Annotated in this window: 16 protein-coding genes and 3 pseudogenes; 3 read left to right on the top strand and 16 right to left on the bottom strand. The window is 38.3% G+C overall.

Annotation, left to right across the window (positions count from 1 at the left end):
* Window positions 1–47: 47 nt before the first annotated feature.
* Complete coding sequence (gene fdhA, locus LPC09_RS11780) at window positions 48–1,265, bottom strand: formaldehyde dehydrogenase, glutathione-independent (protein WP_098796912.1); 1,218 nt, start codon at window positions 1,263–1,265, stop codon at window positions 48–50.
* A 246-nt stretch (window positions 1,266–1,511) separates the two neighbouring features.
* Between fdhA and LPC09_RS11775 the strand changes: the two genes are divergently transcribed.
* A complete protein-coding gene (locus LPC09_RS11775) occupies window positions 1,512–3,278 on the top strand; it encodes a sigma-54-dependent Fis family transcriptional regulator (RefSeq protein ID WP_098796913.1) in 1,767 nt (588 codons plus the stop codon).
* A gap of 92 nt (window positions 3,279–3,370) precedes the next feature.
* Here LPC09_RS11775 and LPC09_RS11770 read toward each other — a convergent pair.
* The 15 genes and pseudogenes from LPC09_RS11770 to LPC09_RS11705 form a co-directional block, all read right to left on the bottom strand.
* Window positions 3,371–3,961, bottom strand: a pseudogene (locus LPC09_RS11770) (FGGY-family carbohydrate kinase); the annotation flags it as partial.
* A gap of 96 nt (window positions 3,962–4,057) precedes the next feature.
* A pseudogene (locus LPC09_RS11765) lies at window positions 4,058–4,183 on the bottom strand (Tn3 family transposase); the annotation flags it as partial.
* Window positions 4,131–4,271 (bottom strand): hypothetical protein, encoded by a 141-nt coding sequence (locus LPC09_RS11760; RefSeq protein WP_162493026.1) that lies wholly within the window; start codon window positions 4,269–4,271, stop codon window positions 4,131–4,133. The pseudogene LPC09_RS11765 and the gene LPC09_RS11760, both read right to left, overlap by 53 nt.
* A gap of 326 nt (window positions 4,272–4,597) precedes the next feature.
* A complete protein-coding gene (locus LPC09_RS11755) occupies window positions 4,598–5,254 on the bottom strand; it encodes an organomercurial lyase MerB1 (RefSeq protein ID WP_000845541.1) in 657 nt (218 codons plus the stop codon).
* A 149-nt stretch (window positions 5,255–5,403) separates the two neighbouring features.
* A complete protein-coding gene (merB2, locus tag LPC09_RS11750; protein WP_000792368.1) occupies window positions 5,404–6,033 on the bottom strand; it encodes an organomercurial lyase MerB2 in 630 nt (209 codons plus the stop codon).
* Window positions 6,030–6,419, bottom strand: a complete 390-nt coding sequence (gene merR2, locus LPC09_RS11745) for a mercury resistance transcriptional regulator MerR2 (protein ID WP_000389892.1) — start codon at window positions 6,417–6,419, stop codon at window positions 6,030–6,032. The genes merB2 and merR2 overlap by 4 nt, the downstream gene beginning before the upstream one ends.
* Window positions 6,420–7,319: 900 nt before the next feature.
* Window positions 7,320–9,215, bottom strand: a complete 1,896-nt coding sequence (merA, locus tag LPC09_RS11740; protein ID WP_032489320.1) for a mercury(II) reductase — start codon at window positions 9,213–9,215, stop codon at window positions 7,320–7,322.
* A gap of 18 nt (window positions 9,216–9,233) precedes the next feature.
* Entirely contained in the window at window positions 9,234–9,608 is a 375-nt protein-coding gene (gene merP, locus LPC09_RS11735) for a mercury resistance system substrate-binding protein MerP (RefSeq protein WP_000867937.1), read from the bottom strand.
* Between the two features lie 23 nt (window positions 9,609–9,631).
* Window positions 9,632–9,928: a mercuric transport protein MerT gene (gene merT / locus LPC09_RS27605; protein ID WP_000660891.1), complete on the bottom strand. Its 297-nt coding sequence runs from the start codon at window positions 9,926–9,928 to the stop codon at window positions 9,632–9,634.
* The gene (merE, locus tag LPC09_RS11730) at window positions 9,925–10,212 is read right to left on the bottom strand and encodes a mercury resistance MerE (protein ID WP_254912385.1); all 288 of its coding nucleotides are present in this window, start codon (window positions 10,210–10,212) and stop codon (window positions 9,925–9,927) included. The genes merT and merE overlap by 4 nt, the downstream gene beginning before the upstream one ends.
* Entirely contained in the window at window positions 10,209–10,607 is a 399-nt protein-coding gene (merR1, locus tag LPC09_RS11725; protein ID WP_000672080.1) for a mercury resistance transcriptional regulator MerR1, read from the bottom strand. Before merR1 ends, merE begins: the two co-directional genes overlap by 4 nt.
* 77 nt (window positions 10,608–10,684) lie before the next feature.
* The gene (locus LPC09_RS11720; RefSeq protein ID WP_001073002.1) at window positions 10,685–11,413 is read right to left on the bottom strand and encodes an organomercurial lyase MerB3; all 729 of its coding nucleotides are present in this window, start codon (window positions 11,411–11,413) and stop codon (window positions 10,685–10,687) included.
* Window positions 11,414–11,755: 342 nt separating this feature from the next.
* The gene (locus LPC09_RS11715; protein ID WP_231309553.1) at window positions 11,756–12,730 is read right to left on the bottom strand and encodes an HNH endonuclease signature motif containing protein; all 975 of its coding nucleotides are present in this window, start codon (window positions 12,728–12,730) and stop codon (window positions 11,756–11,758) included.
* A gap of 72 nt (window positions 12,731–12,802) precedes the next feature.
* Window positions 12,803–14,047 carry a group II intron reverse transcriptase/maturase gene (ltrA, locus tag LPC09_RS11710; RefSeq protein WP_231309552.1) on the bottom strand — a complete coding sequence of 415 codons (1,245 nt, stop codon included), beginning with the start codon at window positions 14,045–14,047 and terminating at the stop codon, window positions 12,803–12,805.
* A gap of 549 nt (window positions 14,048–14,596) precedes the next feature.
* Window positions 14,597–15,400, bottom strand: a pseudogene (locus LPC09_RS11705) (reverse transcriptase domain-containing protein); the annotation flags it as partial.
* A 1,032-nt stretch (window positions 15,401–16,432) separates the two neighbouring features.
* On the opposite strand from LPC09_RS11705, the gene LPC09_RS11700 reads away from it, so the two are divergent.
* Both LPC09_RS11700 and LPC09_RS11695 read left to right on the top strand, forming a co-directional pair.
* Complete coding sequence (locus LPC09_RS11700) at window positions 16,433–16,990, top strand: recombinase family protein (RefSeq protein WP_029343401.1); 558 nt, start codon at window positions 16,433–16,435, stop codon at window positions 16,988–16,990.
* Window positions 16,991–17,004: 14 nt separating this feature from the next.
* Entirely contained in the window at window positions 17,005–19,956 is a 2,952-nt protein-coding gene (locus LPC09_RS11695; RefSeq protein WP_231309551.1) for a Tn3 family transposase, read from the top strand.
* Window positions 19,957–19,997: the final 41 nt, after the last annotated feature.

Below are 19,997 nucleotides of genomic sequence, written 5' to 3'. Positions count from 1 at the left end.
CCGCCTTTTTTATATAAGGTTTCTTTATTCTTGCCGTTAAGTATCAATTAATTTTTTACTAGTCCATGTGGATCAATAACATATTTTCTTGCAGCACCTTTGTCAAATTCCTGATATCCTCTTGGAGCTTCATCAAGTGAGATAACAGTGGCGTTAACTGCTTTTGCAATTTGTGCTCTACCACTCAAAATAGCTGTCATTAATTCTCTATGATATTGCATGACAGGTGTTTGTCCTGTTACGAATGTGTGTGCTTTCGCCCATCCTAATCCAAGTCGCACCTTTAATGTTCCAATTTTTGCATCCTCATCAATTGCGCCAGGATCACCTGTTACATAAAGTCCCGGAATACCAAGTCTCCCCCCTGCCCGTGTAACAGTCATAATTGAGTTTAAAACAGTTGCAGGTGCTTCAACACCATTTGCTCCGTGTGCTGAGGCTTCAAAACCAACACAATCCACTGCACAGTCTACTTCTGGTGTACCTAAGATTTGTTCTATTTGTTCTCCTAAGTCTGGATGCTCTCGAAGGTTTACTGTTTCACATCCAAAGCTTTTAGCTTGAGCAAGTCTCTCACCATTTAAATCACCAACAATAACAACTGCCGCACCTAGTAATTGAGCAGAGTGTGCTGCTGCAAGACCAACTGGACCAGCGCCAGCTATATAAACAGTTGAGCCTGGCTTAACTCCTGCACTTACTGCCCCGTGATAGCCTGTTGGAAATATATCTGAGAGCATGGTTAAGTCTTTTATTTTTTCCATTGCTTGGTCTTTATCTGGAAACTTCAAAAGCTGAAAATCAGCGTATGGTACCATTACATATTCCGATTGACCACCGACCCATCCACCCATATCAACATATCCATATGCTGAGCCAGGACGGTCAGGGTTTACATTTTCACAAATATGCGTATCACGTTCCTTACAGCTTCGACAACGGCCACAAGCAATATTAAATGGAACGGATACAAGGTCTCCCTTTTTTATAAACTCAACATCTCTTCCTACTTCAATGACTTCCCCAGTAATCTCATGTCCAAGAATTAAACCCGAAGGTGCAGTCGTTCTTCCCCTTACCATATGCTGATCACTACCACAAATATTTGTTGTGACAACCTTTAAAATAACTCCATGATTACACTTTCGACCAACGTTCAGTGGATTTACACCAGGGCCATCTCTTAACACTAAGTCAGGATATCCAATGTCCTGAACCTCCACTTTTCCAGGTCCCATATACGCTACCGCTCTATTTCCCTTCATCTTTAACTCATCCCCTCTTGTCATTCAATTTCTTACACTTATATATTTGCAATTTTTATGCCAACACTGAAAGCTAGTTTTTATTTATCCTTTAATCCCTCATCTGAAAGCGTGTTCAAAAATAGCACAAACTGTGTCCTAATTTAAGACAAACTCAACCTAAAATTTTCCTAATTATAGAAAAAATAGTATAATATATTCAAAGAACAAATTGCCTTAAAGTGTAGAGGAGGTAATCGTCATAACATGTTTACGGAGATTCTTTATGAACAGAGCGATGTAATTAATCAATCTTGGAAACGTTGTCAAGAGATTGGTCTTTCCCAAACAGACCCTATAGAAAACTCAATTTTAACCGGTAACGCCTTGCGTAAACTTATGAAAGAAAATGAGTTATTAATTAAACATGCAGCAACTGTTATTAACTCACTACCCTCTAGCTATTGTTCAAAATTAGTTGTGGTCATTGTTGATCGAAACGGGACCATTATTCATAAAGTAGGACAACTGGATGGTTCAGGTTCTACAGACTATTTATCAATAGGGTCAAATTGGTCCGAAGAAAACAAAGGAACAAACGCTATGGGACTCGCTATCTTTGCAAAAGTACCCATTATTACCCATGCTGATCATCACTTCTATGTAAAAAATCAATTTCTTACATGTGCAGCAAGCCCTATTTACTCCCCAGCTGGAGAGCTAATTGGAGCCGTTAATATTAGTGCTAGAAAGGAATTATTCCACCCATTTATCATATCCTTAACCAATATCATGGCAAATTCCATTCAAAATGGCTTACTTTTTGATCAAGCTTCACATGAAAAAGTCATAACAATAAAAGAACTTGAAGCGATTTCTAGCTTGTCAACAGTCCCTCTTCTATCTCTGGATGATGATAAAAGAATTATCCGAGCAAATCAGTCAGCACGACAGCTTCTAGGGGAAGACTGCATTGGCAAAGAGTTTCAACATACAACAGGATATATGACAAAAGTTATCTCAGATCCATCACAAAAACAATCAAGGCTAGTTATGGCTTTTAATAAACAATCTAAGAGAAATCCTAAAGATAAGAAATTATACGCAATAACAGATATTATTGGATCATGTCCTAAAATGAATGAAGTTAGAAAAAAGGTAAAAAAAGCTGCGTTAACAGATTTTCCTATTATCATTTATGGTGAAAGTGGGACAGGAAAAGAACTAATTGCACAATCCTTACATACTTCAGGGCTACGAGAAGATAAGCCCTTTATTGCTGTTAATTGTAGTGCAATTCCCGAAAACCTTATTGAGAGTGAATTATTTGGATATGAAAAAGGAGCTTTTACTGGAGCTAATCGTGATGGTGTTATTGGGAAATTTGAAGCTGCAAATGATGGGACAATCTTTCTTGATGAAATCGGTGATATGCCACTGAAAGCACAAGCTGTTTTGTTAAGAGTTCTTCAAGAAAAAGCGGTAACACGTGTAGGCGGGATAAAATCTATCCCCATTAATACAAGAGTAATAGCTGCCACACATAAAAATCTTCGGAAAGAAATTGAAGCTGGACGATTTAGAGAAGACTTATATTATAGACTTAAAGGAATCGTTATGACAATCCCTCCTTTAAGAGAGCGATCAGATATTATTGAACTATCCAACTATTTAATAAAAAATTTAGAATCTCCTTCTCTTCATCTTTCACGTGAGGCAAAAGAAAAGCTACTTTCTTATCATTGGCCCGGAAATGTTAGAGAGCTTAATAGTGTTCTTATGCAAGCTTCTTTTTTAGTCGAAGGGAATGAAATACTTGCAAAGGACCTGGATTTTGAAACGGAATATGAACGATCTACTGAAGCGTTTTCTGAAGACGAAGCAACCCTGACCTCTTTAGTTCATTCAGAAAAAGAAGTGATCAAAAGAACCTTAGATTATGTAAGCTGGAACATTACTCGTGCTGCTTCTATCTTAAAAATAAGCCGTAATACACTTTATCTTAAAATTAAAAAATATCATTTACAACAATAAAAAAGATTAGAACAATCAAGTTTTTAATAAAGAAAAACCATACTAACGTCACAAAGTTTCAGACGATAGTATGGTCTTCTTTTTCTTCTTAATTATTTAAATGCCATTGTTGCATTCACCGCTTTTTTCCAGCCGTTGTATAGAGTATCTCTTTGTTCATCTAACATATTAGGTTCATAAGTGCGGTTAATGTTCCATTGCTTCGAAATTTCTTCGCGGTCTTTCCAATAACCTACAGCAAGCCCGGCTAAATAAGCAGCACCTAATGCTGTCGTTTCTTCTATAACAGGTCTTTCCACTGAAACCCCGAGAATATCACTTTGGAATTGCATTAAGAAATTATTTTTAACAGCACCACCATCAACACGAAGTCCTTTTAAGGAAATCCCTGAATCCGCTTCCATGGCTGTAAGAACATCCTTTGTTTGATAGGCTAACGATTCTAATGTTGCTCGAACAAAATGCTCCTTTTGTGTTCCTCGTGTTAAACCAAACACCGCTCCTCTGACGTCACTATCCCAGTAAGGAGTTCCCAGACCTACGAATGCAGGCACAACATAAACACCGTCAGTTGAGTCTACCTTTTCAGCATATCCTTCACTATCGGATGCATCTTTGAACATTCTAAGTCCATCTCGTAACCATTGAATCGCTGAACCAGCAACGAATATACTTCCTTCTAGGGGTCTTACCAACAAAACGCGGAAAACATACGCTAAGAGAATTTTGGGAGGAAAAAAGCCGATTTTCCCTACCTAAGGAATCATCGGCCTTTAGTATTATTGAATAAGAGGGCGTAGTGAATATAAACTTGCTACTTTCTTCATATCAAATGTGTATTCGCCAAGAAAATTAATATGTTCCCATCCCAATGGAGAAATATGTTTTAGCAGGTCTTCTCGTAAACTTATATTTGTACACAGCTGCCCTATCTTTTTCAATCCCTAGTCGTACGAGGGAACATCCGCAAGCAGGACAGATTAATGTTTGCATATTTTTCCCTCCTAGAATGATGAATTTTTTTATTCAATACCTCCATGATTTATGGATTTTAACTGTATTTTTGTACTGTTTTTCCGTCTTTAAAGCCTTCAATCGTAGCATCGAATAAATACTCCGGTACCATGGCATATACGGATCGGCTCCTTAGTACAGAAATACCGGGTATTTTTGTAGGTTTTACCACCTTTGCATACTTCGCGTAGTTAGCGGTCAGAGATATAAGAAATCAGGTATAAAAGAGGGAAACCTGTCCTGAGCTGGCCCTGGGTTTCATCTTTCAGACCTGTGGCTCCTTCTGGTATCGTGGTTACTTGCGACTAAATGTCACAGCATGACCCATTGGCAGGTCTAGATTCCTCGTAACGCGTCCCCATTAGGCGACCCAGTTCAAAGGCATCTTCTACAGATAACACTTTTCCCCCTGGATGTTGGTCAAGCCAGTCTTCGGCTGCATTCGGTGAGCTGAAGAAATGGACTTCGTTGCAGAATGCCGTACGAATCGAGGACATATCATCTGGCGTCACGATTGAGACAACGGCAGTGGAAGGTTCCACGCTTACAATGTGGTCCGGTTCCACATTCAACCGTATAGGTTCTCCGGTGCTGTGACAGGGTGACTCGATGTTGACCGAACGACCGATGAGTGCTGGAAATATAAGTGTGTCAAGGGCGCACCAGGCATATAGTTGCTTCCCATCAACCGTAAAGTGGTGAGGGGTAGGGATAAGGGTAAGACCTAAACCAACGACACGGCCTTGTTCGTCGATTTCCACGCTTGGCAGAGACTGGAGAACTTTCTTCACCTCTTCAACAGGTTTTCCGGTCGTTGTCGCCATATCTTCAATGGTGACAGACTCCCCCCCTGCTAGCATTTGTAACAACGGGCGAAACAGCCACTTCATGGATTCTCCTCCCTCTCCCTTGTTCGACTGTTGGTCAAGTCGGGTTACGATTTCCTGAATTTCAGTTTTCATGTCTTTTTCCTCCTTTGTTATTTTTTGTTCCTATTATTATTTTCGATATTACTTTTCATTACCTAAAAACTCCATTTGTTGGACTAATTGACCGATAAAAGCATCCTTTTCATAGCTTGTCTGATTTTTGAAACTTCATGGGCTCTACCCTATGATAAAAATTTTTTCAATTCGTTTCCAAAAGAGAGAGCTTGTTCCAAAGTCATAATTTCCCCTTGCAATTTTGGATGTTCTTCTTTCCACTTGTTTGCATGCTCAACTGAGCTAAAATAGTGAATTTGTTTACATGTTCCTCCGGCCCATGGAGCCTCAGAATCAAACGGCACTGTCCAGATTACTGTTGAATCAGGAGTTGTTTTTGCTAATTTTCCATTTCGGACAGTTACCTCAATCGGTTCACCTGTGTACGCACAACGGGAATGTATATCGACATCAGCAACCAGAGCAGTTGACAGCTCCAATGTCGATATTGCACACCAGGCAAATAAAGTTCGTCCTCCTAAATGAATCTGGTTAGTAGTCGGTATAATCGATAAGCCCAATGCCCCTACTATTTTTTGATCCGCCTCCCGAACGATCATCTGCCGTTGGGCTAATATCTTCACTACTGACTGAACTGTTTTTGTATTAATTCCCGTTTGATTTATTAAAGAACTTTCTGTAACTGCCTGCCCATCACGAATGGAGAAAAAAATTGTCCGAAGAATAGGCACTGATTCTTTAGGCAGCTTAGCTAACAATAGTTCATAAAATTTTTTGAGTTCTGTTTTATTCTTCATTGTTTAAATCCCTCCATTTGATTGAATGCCTCTTTCGGGGAATCAAGGTACGATTCAATGTGTTTACGCAACTTTTGTAGTTCGTTGATTTGTTCGTCTATCTTGGTCAGTTTATCTTTTAACAAATGTTGTAGATGCGGTTCTATCTCCACCGTATTTTTTTCGAAAATCACTATTAAATCTTTCATTTCCTCCAGTGATACGCCTAATGATCGGAGTTGTTTAATACCATTGATACAAAACACATGCTCTTGGTTATAAACGCGGTAATTACCTTCGCTACGCTTTATAGAAGGCAGTATCAATTCCTTTTCTTCATACAGTCGAATGGCTTTTCGACTGACTCCTGTTTGTTGGGCTAGTTGACCAATCGTTAAATCCTCCATTATCTCCCCCCTTTTCGTTAACTGGAAGACCATCACTGAATTAACTAGAGTTTACAACGTTCACCTTAGGGGAAGGTCAAGTGCAATTTTATAATTTAAATACAAAGTTTAATCAGGAGATAGAAGTAACATCATCTTTAAAATGGTGTTATTGCAACATTTCTATAATAAACTCGACATGAAAACCGTTTCCTTGATACTAGCGAGTATTATATGGTAACCCAAGGCTACCTTCGCGAATGGGTTTGCTTGGGGTAATGTAATTTATACATTCAGATTTTAAAGAATCTTCAATTAAAACAACTTATGGAAATCTATCGTCGGGATGTATGCGAACCCAATCTAACAGAGTTATATCAAATTTTAATTCGTCTTGGTTACACTGTTCCAGCTCCATATAATGCTATTTCGGAATCAAAAACAGTTAAGGAACTAGGAGATATTCAAACGCCTGTTTATAGATGACCAGAAGATACTCATTGGACATTATTTCGCCGTACAGGGATTTATGGACTTTGGAATACTGGGGCAATTTCGAGCCATCGAGCAGACGTAAGTGATGCATTTATTCGTAATTATCATCGTGCAAATCGTTGCACCTAGCCACTGACTCAATGGCTGTTAAAAAGGGATTTATTCCTCTGCCACCATTAGTCATTCCTCGATAATTTGTAGAGAAACTCAATCCTTTTTATTAAGTAAGTTTTATAGATTTCAATAGCAAGAAGACTTAACCAAAGTGCACAGATTGTTGACATAATAAACCGTGTAAAACAAATATGCTATATAAATATTTCATTTCCTTAAACAGTTTAAAGTTAATTTGGCAAAGTACGGAAAACCTTATTCATAAAACAGAAAAAAGATTCCTGAGCAATAATCAGGAATCTTTTTTCTAACTTATCCAGCACAGCAAGATAATTTCGAAACATCTTTATCAAAAGTTAGGACAGCCAGCTTCAATCCTTCTGCCATTGTTAGATATGGAGCCATCGTTTCTCTCAGATCTCCAACAGTTAAACCGAATTTCACAGCTAATGTTGCTGCATAAATTACGTCTCCTGCGTTTTCTGCCACTACATGCGCCCCTAACACTTTCAATGTTTTCGCGTCTGCCACTAATTTGAAAACACCTGTTGTTTCCCGATTAACGAGCGCTCTTGGAACAGCATCCAACGGCAATACCGATGTTTTCACTTCATATCCTTTTTCTTTTGCCTGTTGCTCCGTTAAACCAACCGTTGCAATCGATGGAGAAGTAAACGTAACGCCTGGAACCACTTCTAAATTGACCTTTTGATTTAGTCCTCCGATTGCATTACGAGCAGCAAGTCCACCTTCATAAGCAGCTACATAAACAAATTGGGGACCGAGAGTGACATCTCCAGCTGAATAAATTCGGGAATTGGTCGTTTTAAGATAATCATCAATGACAATTTCACCACGGGAACCAACTTCAACGCCTGCTGCATGTAAGTTTAATGATTCTGTATTTGGTTTTCTTCCAGTGGCAATTAGCAATTGTTCTGCTTCAATAATTCGCTTTTTACCATTTATCTCAACATGAACTTTTTTAATGTCTCCATCTTGCTCAACTCGTTCATAGGTTGCACCTGTTACTAAATTAATTCCCTGTTCTGTTAAGGCCTTAGTAATGGCTTCTGAAATTTCAGGATCGTATTCTTTTAATAGACGCTCGCTTCTTTGAATCAAAGTGACTTCTGACCCGAGGTTATGAAATAGTTGTCCTAATTCCATGCCGATATATCCTGAACCAATTACGGTAAGACGATTTGGAACCTTCTTTAATTCCAATAAGCTAGTGCTTGTTAAATAATCTACTTCATCTAATCCGGGAATATTAGGTGCAGTTGAAGAAGCACCTGTAGCTATTAAAAATCTTTTGGCTGTGATTTGATTGCCATTTACTTCAACTGTATTTTCATTTACGAATTTTGCTTCACCTTTTATTAATTCAAAACCATAATCATCAATTAAATTCACATATTTTTCATTTCGCATCTCGGTTACTAAATCATTCTTTTGTTTTACTAATGGCGCTAAATCAACATTTGAAGCCGAAGTGTGTAATCCCACAAATGGATTATTTTTTGCTAGATGATTGATTTCCCCTGCTCTTAATAAGGTCTTAGAAGGAACGCATCCGACATTAACGCAAGTTCCACCCACCGTTCCACGCTCAATCATAGCCACTTTTGCGTTCAAAGCAACGGCTTCAATGGCAGATGAAAAGGCAGCTCCACCAGAACCGATGATGATGTAATCATAATCATAGTTACCTTCATCATTTAAACTTACATCTGTCCTTTTTTCCGATTGCACTTGTATTTCTTCTGCTTCGCCCGGTTGATATTGTGCGTCAGTAATCGCTGTTTTCGCGATATCAATGTCTACATCATACGGTAGTTCAAACAGTGCTTCTCCGCGACGAAAGTCTACTTCAATCCCTTTTGCACCTGCATTTTCAAGAGCAACCGCAATATGTTCTTCACAACCAGTGCAGGTCATTCCTTCAACGTTTAGCCGATATTTTTTCAATAAATTCGTCTTTTGTTCCGATTGAAATTCTTCTGCTTCGCCCGGGTGATAGTTTGCGTCAGCAATCGCATTTTTCGCGTCTTCAACTTTCACGTCATCAGGAAGCTCAAATACAGCTTCTCCACGGCGAAAATCTACTTCAATCGCTTTTGCACCCATGTTTTCAAGAGCGACAGCTACATGCTGTTCACAACCCGAACATGTCATTCCTTGCACGTTCACTCGATATTTTTTCATGGTAAAAATATCCTCCTTTTATTCGACGGGGAGACCCAAGTCTGAAACCTCCGTCTTAATTGCATCTAAATTGGTTTTCGTATCATCAAAAGAAACCGTTACTTCCGCGGTGCTTCCATTAACTTTAATGGCTGTTTTGCCAGCACCTTCAACCTGTGCAATGGCATCTTCCACAACTGATGGCGGGCAGCAATCCATCCCTGCTATAACCATGAATGTCCCCGTCTTCTCAGCTTCAGTAATAGCTTTTACATCCTTCTCTGAATTCATAGCAGTTGTTTTCACTTCACTCTTAGATACTTCAGTTTTTTGGACTTCTTGTTCGTTACTGCATGCACTAACCACTAGCATAAGGGATAGCAACATCATAATCCTGATTATTTGTACTTTCACATAATACACCCCATTTTTTATAGTCAACTTTCAACTGAAAATAAGAAAAGAAACATGGTAAAAACAAGGAACGTTGTAATCCATAAGCCAATGACAGAACTTTTCCTTTTACCCTTTCTTCCATAAACCATATAAAAGGAGTACGCAAGAAGGACAATGGTAACGATGCTGAACAATAACCGATACTTCAACGAGTAGAATGCGATTGCGCCTGCAAACCCAGTGAGTCCAAGGGGAATCAAGATTAGTGGACCCAGGCAACAACCCGCCATAACAAAAGCTGAAAATACAGTGGCTACTTGTGAAACTTTTTCTTTCATGACTTGAACTTCTCCATGCTGCAACAATCATGTGTGGTTGTATCTTTCTTTGTTTCCTCTTTTGTTTCTGGATCAAGTTTTCTCCAGCCCTTGAAAAGAGCGAAAACGAATAACAGACCCATCATGATGAAAATAACATTTTTAAATTCCGTGAAGTATGATCCCAGTGCTGTTCCTGCAATCAACGGAAGTAGTAAAAACAGATGACACGGGCATGTGATGAGTGCGACAAGAAACCAACCTGAACTTTTTATTATGTTTTTCATTTCTGTTTCACCTCTTATTTCTTCATCAGTGTTTCAATAATGGGGCATTCGTAAATATCTTTGTTTTCGGGACATCTTTCTTTAAGATCCATCAGCATTCGTTCAATCCTTTTAAGATCTTCAATTTTACGTTGAATGTCCTCTATCTTCAAAATAGTGAAATCATACATATCACGACACTTCGCTTCATCGCGATCGACAACCCCTAGCAATTTATCAATTTCATTTAAGGTAAATCCTAATTCCTGCATTCGTTTTATGAAATGCAATCGATCGACCGTTTGTTGGGAATACATTCGGTATCCTTTTTCCGTACGTTCAGGCTCTGGAATTAAGCCTAAACGCTCATAATATCGAATGGTCTCCTTGTTAACACCGCACTTGTCAGCCAGTTCTCCGATACGAAATTTCATACGTCTCACCTCACTTACAGCATAAACCACGTACCTTAGTACAGGGTAAATATATAGTTTACTTCATTCATGAGATTTTACTTACCCTTAGAGCCAGATAACGTGCCGCCAAAAACAGCAGCCCCAACCTCAAAGGCTTCCGCAAGAGTCAGCTTGTCCTTCGCCGTTGTTGAATTCTTTTCATTCGCTTTTTGCCAATGTTCCTCAGAACAATAAAATTGAATGGCTGGGCAACAGCTGGTAGAAATGGACGTTGGCTCATTCGATTCGCAAGAAGAATCGCAGCATGCGTTGGTATCGGCAGCATCCGTTGTTCCCAAGCCTACAACCACGGTATCAGGATTGGCAACGGGCATGTTGTTTTTCACATCGATGGTAATCTTTTCACCGCAAAATGCACATTCCGATTCAATAACGGCATCTGTAAACATCGATGGAATGCCAAGGGCATCAATCGCACACATGGAATAAGCTGGCAACATTCCAGCCAATGTAACACGGTGTGGAGTCGGAACTCCTGAAAAAGGATACGCCACGTTCACATCCCCAGAGTTTTGGTCCCAGTGAATTAAATCCAATTCCCTTAAACGTTGAAGAGCAGATTGGACATCAATTTGTTCCTCTGTTGCAGTTAAATCATTGATGTTGACGATTTTTCCCTCAGCCATGAAAAGAAGAATGTCTAAACGGATACTATTTTCTGAAGGAGACAATAAACGGATTTTTCCCTCAAATCCTTCTTCTGGCAAACCAAGTGATTGTAACACCTTGTCCTTTAACGAAGTATTCAAATGATTTTGATTCATGTTGCTGCCTCCTCTATTTGATCTGCAATTATTTACAGGAATTTTTCTTCCTAGTACAGAATAAACCCTGTACCATAGTACAGGGTCAAGTATGATTTATTATTTTATCTTCTAAAACTAAACTATCCCATTAGTTAAGTATAACCTTACCATCTATTCTGAAATTTAACATAGATATCCAATTTTCTTTAAAAGTGTTGTTATAGTGATAGGTAAGCTTTTGAAGTTATCTCCAGCTTTTCCCCCACTTCACACCGTACAGGCGAGTTTCCCAGCATACGGCGTTCCAACTAATTCAATTCATTCAAGATTTTTATGATTATGCAAAGTTTTTGTGGAGAATCAGATAGCTTCGTTCAGACATTGCTTACGCAATTTATTGACTTCTGTAAGTTGCTTTTCATTTAACTTGAGTGAGTTTAAAAGCACTTGTATTTTCTCTAAATCTCTCAAATGTATAAGGAGATGGACAGATTTATGCAATATCATTAAGTTTCCGTATGAATCATCTTTGGTGAGATGGTACGGTGTCTTATGGTGACAATGCCATTCATCCAGTCCTAATTCAACCCCTGTAACAGCACATTTCCCATATTGTGCAATAAATCTACTTATCCGGTTATCGTTGTATTCGATGGAACGGCTCGGTATGAACTGTTTCATCACACGAGTAAGCGTTTGTTTATTGATTGCTCGCAAGTTTTGATGAATTTTGTCCCTACCTACGGTAGTGTAGTTACAAATAATTTGAGAGAAGTTCAGATTTATCTTACAACGTTGGGCATGAATTGGGATAAGTACCATTTCTTTTATTTTGAAGTACTTACACTCATATCCCTTGTACCGTTTCTGTAAGGATTTTGGAAAGTCCTGAAACGTAGCTTCTTTTCTCAATTCTTTTAAACGATTAAATAACGCTTTATGAAGACGATAGTTCAGCTCAGTTAAATCATCAGTGATGTGTGAGGCTGCTGAATAATAATTTTGGATTCCCATTATAACTGTATTAAAGTGCCAAACATTCTCAACCGATTGGTGTTTCTGAATCTCTTTGATTGTTTGTTTTACTTTTATCTGTGCATTTTTGAGCGCATTCTTTGTCATGTGTGAGCGAGCGACATAAAGAGTCCTTTTCTTTGTCTTTTTCAGATGGGCTTTGAAACGAAAACCTAAAAACTCTGATGAGTTTTTCTTTAGGTTGACCACCTTTGATTTTTGTTCGCTAATTTCAAGGCGAAGCCTTGTATGAAGAAAATCATTCACTGCATAATACATTTTAATTGCTTGTGAACGAGTGCGACAAAGAATTTTAGGCAAGTAGACCACTGGAACCTCCCCAGTAGTCCCTCTCAGAACCGGACGTGAACCTCTCAGCTCATCCGGCTCCCATTATTCAGCCGTAGGCTTAATACCTAATTCCCAATGTTTAAAGAACTTTGGGTTCTGATTTGCAATTCTACCTAAGAAATATTCAGCTCTTTTCTTGTGACGAGCCAACCTTTTGTATTTCTTCCTTGCCCACATTATTAAGGCTTTGTTGATATGCCTTAATGTTGTGTACATTTCTGATTTGTAGAACTTTCCATAGAAATTTATCCAGCCTATTATCTTTGAGTTAAACATTTTGGATAGGTCCTCAAGGTCCTTTTCTGCTTTCAACTGTAATTTCCAGTTCCTTACTTCTTGTCGAATTGTTCTCTTTGATTTGTTACTAATCGCAGGTGTAAAGTTGATAAAGTGCTTTCCCCATCTATTCTTAGAACGTCTTGGTCTGAACGTATAGCCTAGAAAATCAAACGAAATATTTTCATGATTTTCTTTTCTATCCTCATCTTTACAATATATAATTCTTGTTTTGGATGGATGTAGCTCAAGCTTACATTCCTTCATCCTATTGTTTAATGATTCAAGCAATCTAACTGCTTCAGCTTCTGAATTGCAATGGATAACTGCATCATCTGCATATCTAGCAAATGGATTATTGGGATGGTTAATGGTCATCCATTTATCAAATGTGTAGTGTAGAAATAGGTTCGCAAGAACTGGACTTATGACTCCACCTTGCGGTGTACCAGAGATACGTTCTTTTATACCTTCTTTAGTTTGAAAAGGAGCCCTAAGCCATCTTTCAATATATAGCTTTATCCATTTGATATTTGTGTGCTTTTCCACTGCTTTCATTAGTAATACATGATCAATGTTGTCGAATAAGCCTTTAATATCAAATTCTAGAACCCAGTTGTATCTCCAACACCTTTTGCGAGTTATCTCTAATGCTTGAATTGCACTTTTTCTAGGTCTGTAACCATAAGAATCCTCATGAAAGTAAGGTTCCACCGAAGGTTCAAAATACAGTTTTACAACCATTTGTGCAATTCTATCTGTAACAGTTGGAATTCCTAGTGTCCTTGTGCCACCAGCTTTCTTTGGTATATCTACAGCTTTAACAGCTGGTGGAAAGTAACTTCCTGAAGACATTCTGTTCCACAGTTTATAGAGATTATCCTTTAGGTTCAGTTCGAATTCTTCTATTGATTCCTCATCAATTCCTGCTGATCCTTTATTTGCTTTTACTCTTAGAAAGGCTTCATAAATCACCCTTTTTGATATTGCATATGGCTTTGTTTTATTCATAAGTTCCTCCCATTTTATGATGGTTGACTTGCTCATAAAACTGAATAACATAACCCCTTTGCTCTACCTCCGTTAGGAGGTTTCTTTGCTACTACGAGTTATTCCGCCCCTATACATAGCATTGGTACTCTAATTCTTGTGGGTCTTCCACTTGAATTTCTCCCTTAACATCCATGTCGTAGGTTCCCACGTTCCACACTCAAGCCTATATTAAGTTCACGCCGCCTTTATACCGGTCACCGAACGGACAGTAAACAGGTTTCCTCCGAACTTATCCTGAGTTAACGACTCCCCCTCAGTTTTGATGACAACCCTATGCTTTCGATACTTCCTCAGCGGTTCAATGATTTTCGTCTCCTTAATATGTACCTGACAAAGTCTTGCTCTGCCTTTTCCTTAACGCTCAATACCATAGCTTTTGACTATAGCACCATAAGGTGGTTTGCAATCTCTACCTGTATAGCGATTGCGAGAGGCCCACTCTCATCTTAAGTGCAGCATAGCTTCCTATTGTGCTTAAGCACATTTTGGTTGCTTTCGTGGCACACAGTCATCTGCATATCTCACGATGTAGCAATGTTTTAAATTAGATTGTTTCAACGCATTATATCTGCCAAGATTTGATTTATATAACTTATGTGTTTCAAAGCTTTCCCATTGATTACTAACCCACCAGTCTAGTTCATTTAATACGATATTAGATAAAAGTGGTGATAAGATCCCCCCTTGGGGTGTACCTTTCTTTGGGAAACCTTCCCCAATAATTTCAGCCTTTAAAAGACGTGAAATAATGGAAAGCAATGCCTTGTCTCGAATGCCTAAAGACCACATTTGTTTTATTAATTTGGCATGATTTACATTGTCAAAAAATCCTTTTATATCAACGTCAACACAGTGATATAGGCATGCGCGATTAATGAGCGTTTCAAACCTAGCTTTCGCATGATGTGTATTGCGGTTTGGCCTAAAACCATAACTATGTTTATAGAATTTCGCTTCACAAATCGGCTCAAGTACTTGCAAGATACACTGTTGGAACAATCTATCCCAGATAGTCGGAATCCCTAAGGGCCGAGTTTTCCCATTTGCCTTAGGAATGAATACTCTCCGGACGGCTTGGGGTGTATAGTATTCAAACATTCTTTGTATCGTCGATACAACCTCAGATACAGATAATCGGTTTATATCTTCAATCGTTAATCCGTCATCTCCAGCAGTTTTACTGCCAGTGTTTCGTTTAATATTCCGATAAGCTAACCGTATATTATCATCGGATTGCATTAAGTCTAGTAATCCATAAAAATTCTGTCCATTGGCACTTTGAGCATATAAAGAATCAAAATTGTACTGCATATCATAATACTCATTGTGTCTCAGTTTCTTTCGTTTTAACAAGTTGGTGACTCCTTTAGGAGCTGAACCTCTATTAGTCTTACAAGAACCTTATTAATCGTTGAAGAACTGCCTTGCATGGCTGAATGAATCTTTTATTAGTCTGGTGGCTATCCCTCAACGTTCATTACACGTTTCAATGGTACTGTGCCACTACTTTCACTGATATAAAGAAAAGTTATATGGTCGCTAATCTCACGACTAGTTTCCTTTTCAACGCTTCATAGAGAGTAAGCTCTCCACGTTATCAGCTTACAACGTTGAATTATGTCTATTATGGAACAAACTTAGGTGCTTCCTATGAGCCTGTTAGCAATCGCATGTGCCTGTAACACAAGATGGATTTTTATATTATGGATTCTTACTCACCCACAGCTAACCCTACATTTAGTAGTAAATACATTTCTGTATAATGCCAGTCTAGACCCGTACATTCAGAAGTTCGTCAGCAATATACTTTCTTATTTTATTTCGTCGCATTCTCACCATATCTGTTCAACCCAAGCACCATGATTTACACCACCCCATCGGGTAGGCTTTCGTCAGCTATACTGTTACGGTAAATTCTCACGCCTATTAGCCGAGCTTATAACACACTTTTTCTTACTAAACAGTGTGCTATTCGACGCAGGGGGAGCCTTTCGGAGCGTTACCTCCTCATTCGACTCCTCGACATAACCCTTCAGTTTCAGAACTCTAAAACTGCCTGACCTTTACCGAAATTGTGTGTCCACATTTCATTTGAGTCAAGAACATTTCGCACCCACAATCTGGCCCGATTATTGAACAAAATTAAAAAAGCCATTTAATTCATTAGTTCATGGACAAATCACCATAAACGACCGTTTTTGGTTATGAATAGAGAACTTCTCTAAAAACCTTAAAAACTACTTAAATACATAACCAAAAATATAACCAAAATCAAAAGACCAATATATCTATTTAAAACCCCTTTTTGGTATAGTTAACATATTAGAAAAGGGGAGATTTGTGTTGAAATTTGGATATGCACGCGTAAGTACACAAGATCAATCATTATCATTACAACTCGATGCATTAGCTCACTACGGAGTGGATCAGATTTTTGAAGAAAAAGAATCAGGAAAAATGAAAAATCGACCTCAATTAGATGAACTACTTAAAGTTTTACGTAAAGATGACACGGTCATTGTTTATAAATTAGATCGTATCAGTCGTAGTACCAAACATTTAATTGAGCTTATGGAATATTTCGAATCAAAGGAAATTCATTTTGTTTCCATACAAGACAAGATCGATACCACAACTGCTATGGGACGGTTCTTTTTCAGAATGTTAGCCAGCATAGCAGAATTAGAACGAGATATTATTAGTGAACGAACGAAGGATGGATTGACGGCTGCTAGAGCTAGGGGAAGAAACGGAGGCAGACCGAAGGTTGATTTAAAGAAAATAGAACTTGCTATAAAAATGTATGAAAGCAAAGATTACTCTTTATCTCAAATTAAGACGGCAACAGGCATTGGAGCGACAACCTTATATCGTTATCTAGAAAAGAAAAAAGATATCTAGCAAGGAGTTGTAGCATGAGAGGGAAAGAATTACTAACAGAAGATCAAAGAACGGAATTTGTACGAATTCCAGCTGATATGAGCGAAAGTGAACTAGAAACTTATTATACTTTTTCACAATATGACCTTGAAATTATTAAACGACACAGAAGAGATCATAATCGATTAGGCTTTGCTGTTCAATTATGTGTTCTACGCTATCCTGGATGGTCCCTTTCAGATGTTGGACCTATTCCAGATTACATAATCGAATACATAGCTAGCCAAATAGATGTTAATCCTAATTCATTTTCTTTATATGCCCAACGAGAGCCAACTAAACATGAGCATATGGAAGAAATCCGTCAAGTTTATGGTTATCAAAATTTTTCCTTAGGGAACTATCGCAAGGCAGCTCAGTTTCTTTTGAATCATGCCCTTCAAAATGGAAATTCAATGTATCTTCTTCGTACAGCACAAGAAGAACTACGTAATCAGAAAATTATTCTCCCTGGCATGACTACTATAGAAAGGCTTGTTTGGGAAACTCGTCAACGAGCAGAGGAAAGGATTTTTAAATCATTAACTTGTACTCTTTCCAAATGGCAAAAACAAAAGTTAGATAAACTTATAGATCCATTTGTAGACAATAGAAAAACCCCTTTAGCATGGCTGAGGGAGCTTCCCGGCCAATCTTCACCTGAAGCCTTTTTAAAAGTCATAAAGCGCTTAGAATATATTCGAGAATTAAAATTAGAAATAAATACAGAACAAATCCATCCCAATCGGTTACTTCAATTATCTCGTATTGGAGCACGGTATGAACCCCACTCATTTCGAAGATTTAAAGAAATGAAGAAATATGCAATTCTTGTTGCCTATCTAGTAACACTAAGCCAAGATCTAATTGACCAAGCAATTGAAATTCATGATAGACAAATGATGATTTTACAATCAAAGGGTCGTAAAACACAAGAGGAAATGCAAAAAGAAAATGGAAAAGCAGTGAATGAAAAAGTCGTGCATTTTGCAGATATTGGTGCTGCACTTATTCAAGCACGAAATGAAGGGCTTGATCCATTTAATGCTATTGAAATGATTATGCCGTGGGATAAAATTGTTTCTTCCGTTGAAGAAGCCCAAAAATTAGCCCGACCGATGGATTACGATTATCTAGATTTGTTAGAAAATCGGTTTTCTTATCTAAGAAAATATACTCCTACTTTTCTTAAATCTCTTGAATTTCGTTCTACACAAGGTACAGAGCCATTATTGCAAGCCCTAAAAACGCTAAATGAAATAAATGAATCTGGTAAAAGAAAAATTCCAAATGATGCCCCGGTAGATTTTATTCCTAAACGTTGGAAGAAGCATGTTTATGGTGATGATGGAATAATTAACCGGCACTATTATGAGATGGCTGCACTAACAGAGTTGAAAAATCATATTCGTTCAGGCGACATATCCGTAGTCGGTAGTAGACTTCATAAAGATTTTGAAGAGTATCTTGTTCCTAAAAAAGATTGGACAACAACTCGTCTTACGGAAACTAAACTAGCCGTTCGTTCATCGGCAGATGAATATATTGAGGAAAGAAGAAAGTCACTAGCTCAACGCCTTACATGGGTTTCAAATAATCTTGATTCTCTAGAAGGAGTAAATATCGAAAAGGCTAAGATCCGAGTGGACCGTTTGGAGAAGAATACACCCGAAGAAGCGAGAGCTTTTAGCCTGTCTTTATATAATATGTTGCCAAGAATAAAGCTCACTGATCTTTTAATGGAGGTAGCACACTGGACAGGATTTGATGAAATGTTGATACATGCCTCAACCAATCGCCCACCAAAGGGAGAGGAAAAAGTAGTTCTCATGGCTGCTCTCATGGCGATGGGAACTAACATAGGTCTTACTAAAATGGCAGAAGCGACACCAGGAGTTACCTATCATCAAATGGCTAATGCAGCGCAATGGCGTTTATTCGATGATGCTATAAGTCGTGCACAAGCGACATTAGTAATTTTTCAACATAAGCTTAAACTAGCTTCCTATTGGGGAGATGGAAGTACCTCTTCCTCTGATGGAATGCGCGTACAGGTTGGTGTTTCATCGTTACATGCCGATGCCAATCCACACTATGGGTCTGGAAAAGGGGCAACCATTTATCGATTTACCAGTGATCAATTTTCAAGTTTTTATACGAAAGTCATTAATACCAATGCTCGTGATGCTGTACACGTTATCGATGGATTACTTCATCATGAGACAGATTTAAATATTGAAGAGCATTTTACAGATACAGCTGGCTACGCCGACTCAGTATTTGGATTGAGTCATTTACTAGGATTTCGTTTTGCACCAAGGCTACGTGATTTAGCTGACTCTAAGCTATTCACCATCCAAACGCCGAATGAATTCCCAAAACTAGAAAATATACTCCGTGGTCGTATTAATACTAAAATTATTCAAGAGAATTTTGATGACGTATTACGTGTAGCTCATTCTATTCGAGAAGGAAAAGTGTCTGGTTCACTTATTATGGGGAAATTAGGGTCATATGCGAGACAAAATAAACTTGCAACTACTTTGCGAGAAATGGGGAGAATCGAAAAGACCATTTTTATTTTGGATTACATATCTAACGAAACACTACGCCGTCGAATTCAGCGAGGACTAAATAAAGGGGAAGCCATGAATGGGTTAGCAAGAGCCTTATTCTTTGGAAAACGAGGTGAGTTACGAGAACGAGGAATACAAGACCAACTACAACGTGCAAGTGCTTTAAATATTCTAATAAATGCTATTAGCGTATGGAATACCGTTTATCTTACAGAAGCAACAAAATTATTGAAGGAAAAGGGGAATTTGAGAGAAGATTTACTTAAACATGTTTCTCCGTTAGGATGGGAACACATTAATTTTCTTGGTGAATACAACTTTGATGCAAGTAAAGTAGCAAGTCTACATTCACTACGCCCTCTTATTCAATAATACTAAAAGCCGATGATTCCTTAGCGTAGGAAAAATCGGCT

The organism is Metabacillus sp. B2-18, from assembly GCF_021117275.1.
In the GTDB taxonomy this organism is placed as follows: domain Bacteria; phylum Bacillota; class Bacilli; order Bacillales; family Bacillaceae; genus Metabacillus.
Note: the sequence above shows the minus strand (reverse complement) of the source record. Positions and strands in the feature narration are given on the sequence as shown.

Coding starts and splice junctions, on each gene's coding strand:
- fdhA (WP_098796912.1), bottom strand. CDS start 1,265: ATGAAGGGAAATAGAGCGGTAGCGTATATGGGACCTGGAAAAGTGGAG.
- LPC09_RS11775 (WP_098796913.1), top strand. CDS start 1,512: ATGTTTACGGAGATTCTTTATGAACAGAGCGATGTAATTAATCAATCT.
- LPC09_RS11760 (WP_162493026.1), bottom strand. CDS start 4,271: ATGCAAACATTAATCTGTCCTGCTTGCGGATGTTCCCTCGTACGACTA.
- LPC09_RS11755 (WP_000845541.1), bottom strand. CDS start 5,254: ATGAAAACTGAAATTCAGGAAATCGTAACCCGACTTGACCAACAGTCG.
- merB2 (WP_000792368.1), bottom strand. CDS start 6,033: ATGAAGAATAAAACAGAACTCAAAAAATTTTATGAACTATTGTTAGCT.
- merR2 (WP_000389892.1), bottom strand. CDS start 6,419: ATGGAGGATTTAACGATTGGTCAACTAGCCCAACAAACAGGAGTCAGT.
- merA (WP_032489320.1), bottom strand. CDS start 9,215: ATGAAAAAATATCGAGTGAACGTGCAAGGAATGACATGTTCGGGTTGT.
- merT (WP_000660891.1), bottom strand. CDS start 9,928: ATGAAAGAAAAAGTTTCACAAGTAGCCACTGTATTTTCAGCTTTTGTT.
- merR1 (WP_000672080.1), bottom strand. CDS start 10,607: ATGAAATTTCGTATCGGAGAACTGGCTGACAAGTGCGGTGTTAACAAG.
- LPC09_RS11720 (WP_001073002.1), bottom strand. CDS start 11,413: ATGAATCAAAATCATTTGAATACTTCGTTAAAGGACAAGGTGTTACAA.
- ltrA (WP_231309552.1), bottom strand. CDS start 14,047: ATGAATAAAACAAAGCCATATGCAATATCAAAAAGGGTGATTTATGAA.
- LPC09_RS11695 (WP_231309551.1), top strand. CDS start 17,005: ATGAGAGGGAAAGAATTACTAACAGAAGATCAAAGAACGGAATTTGTA.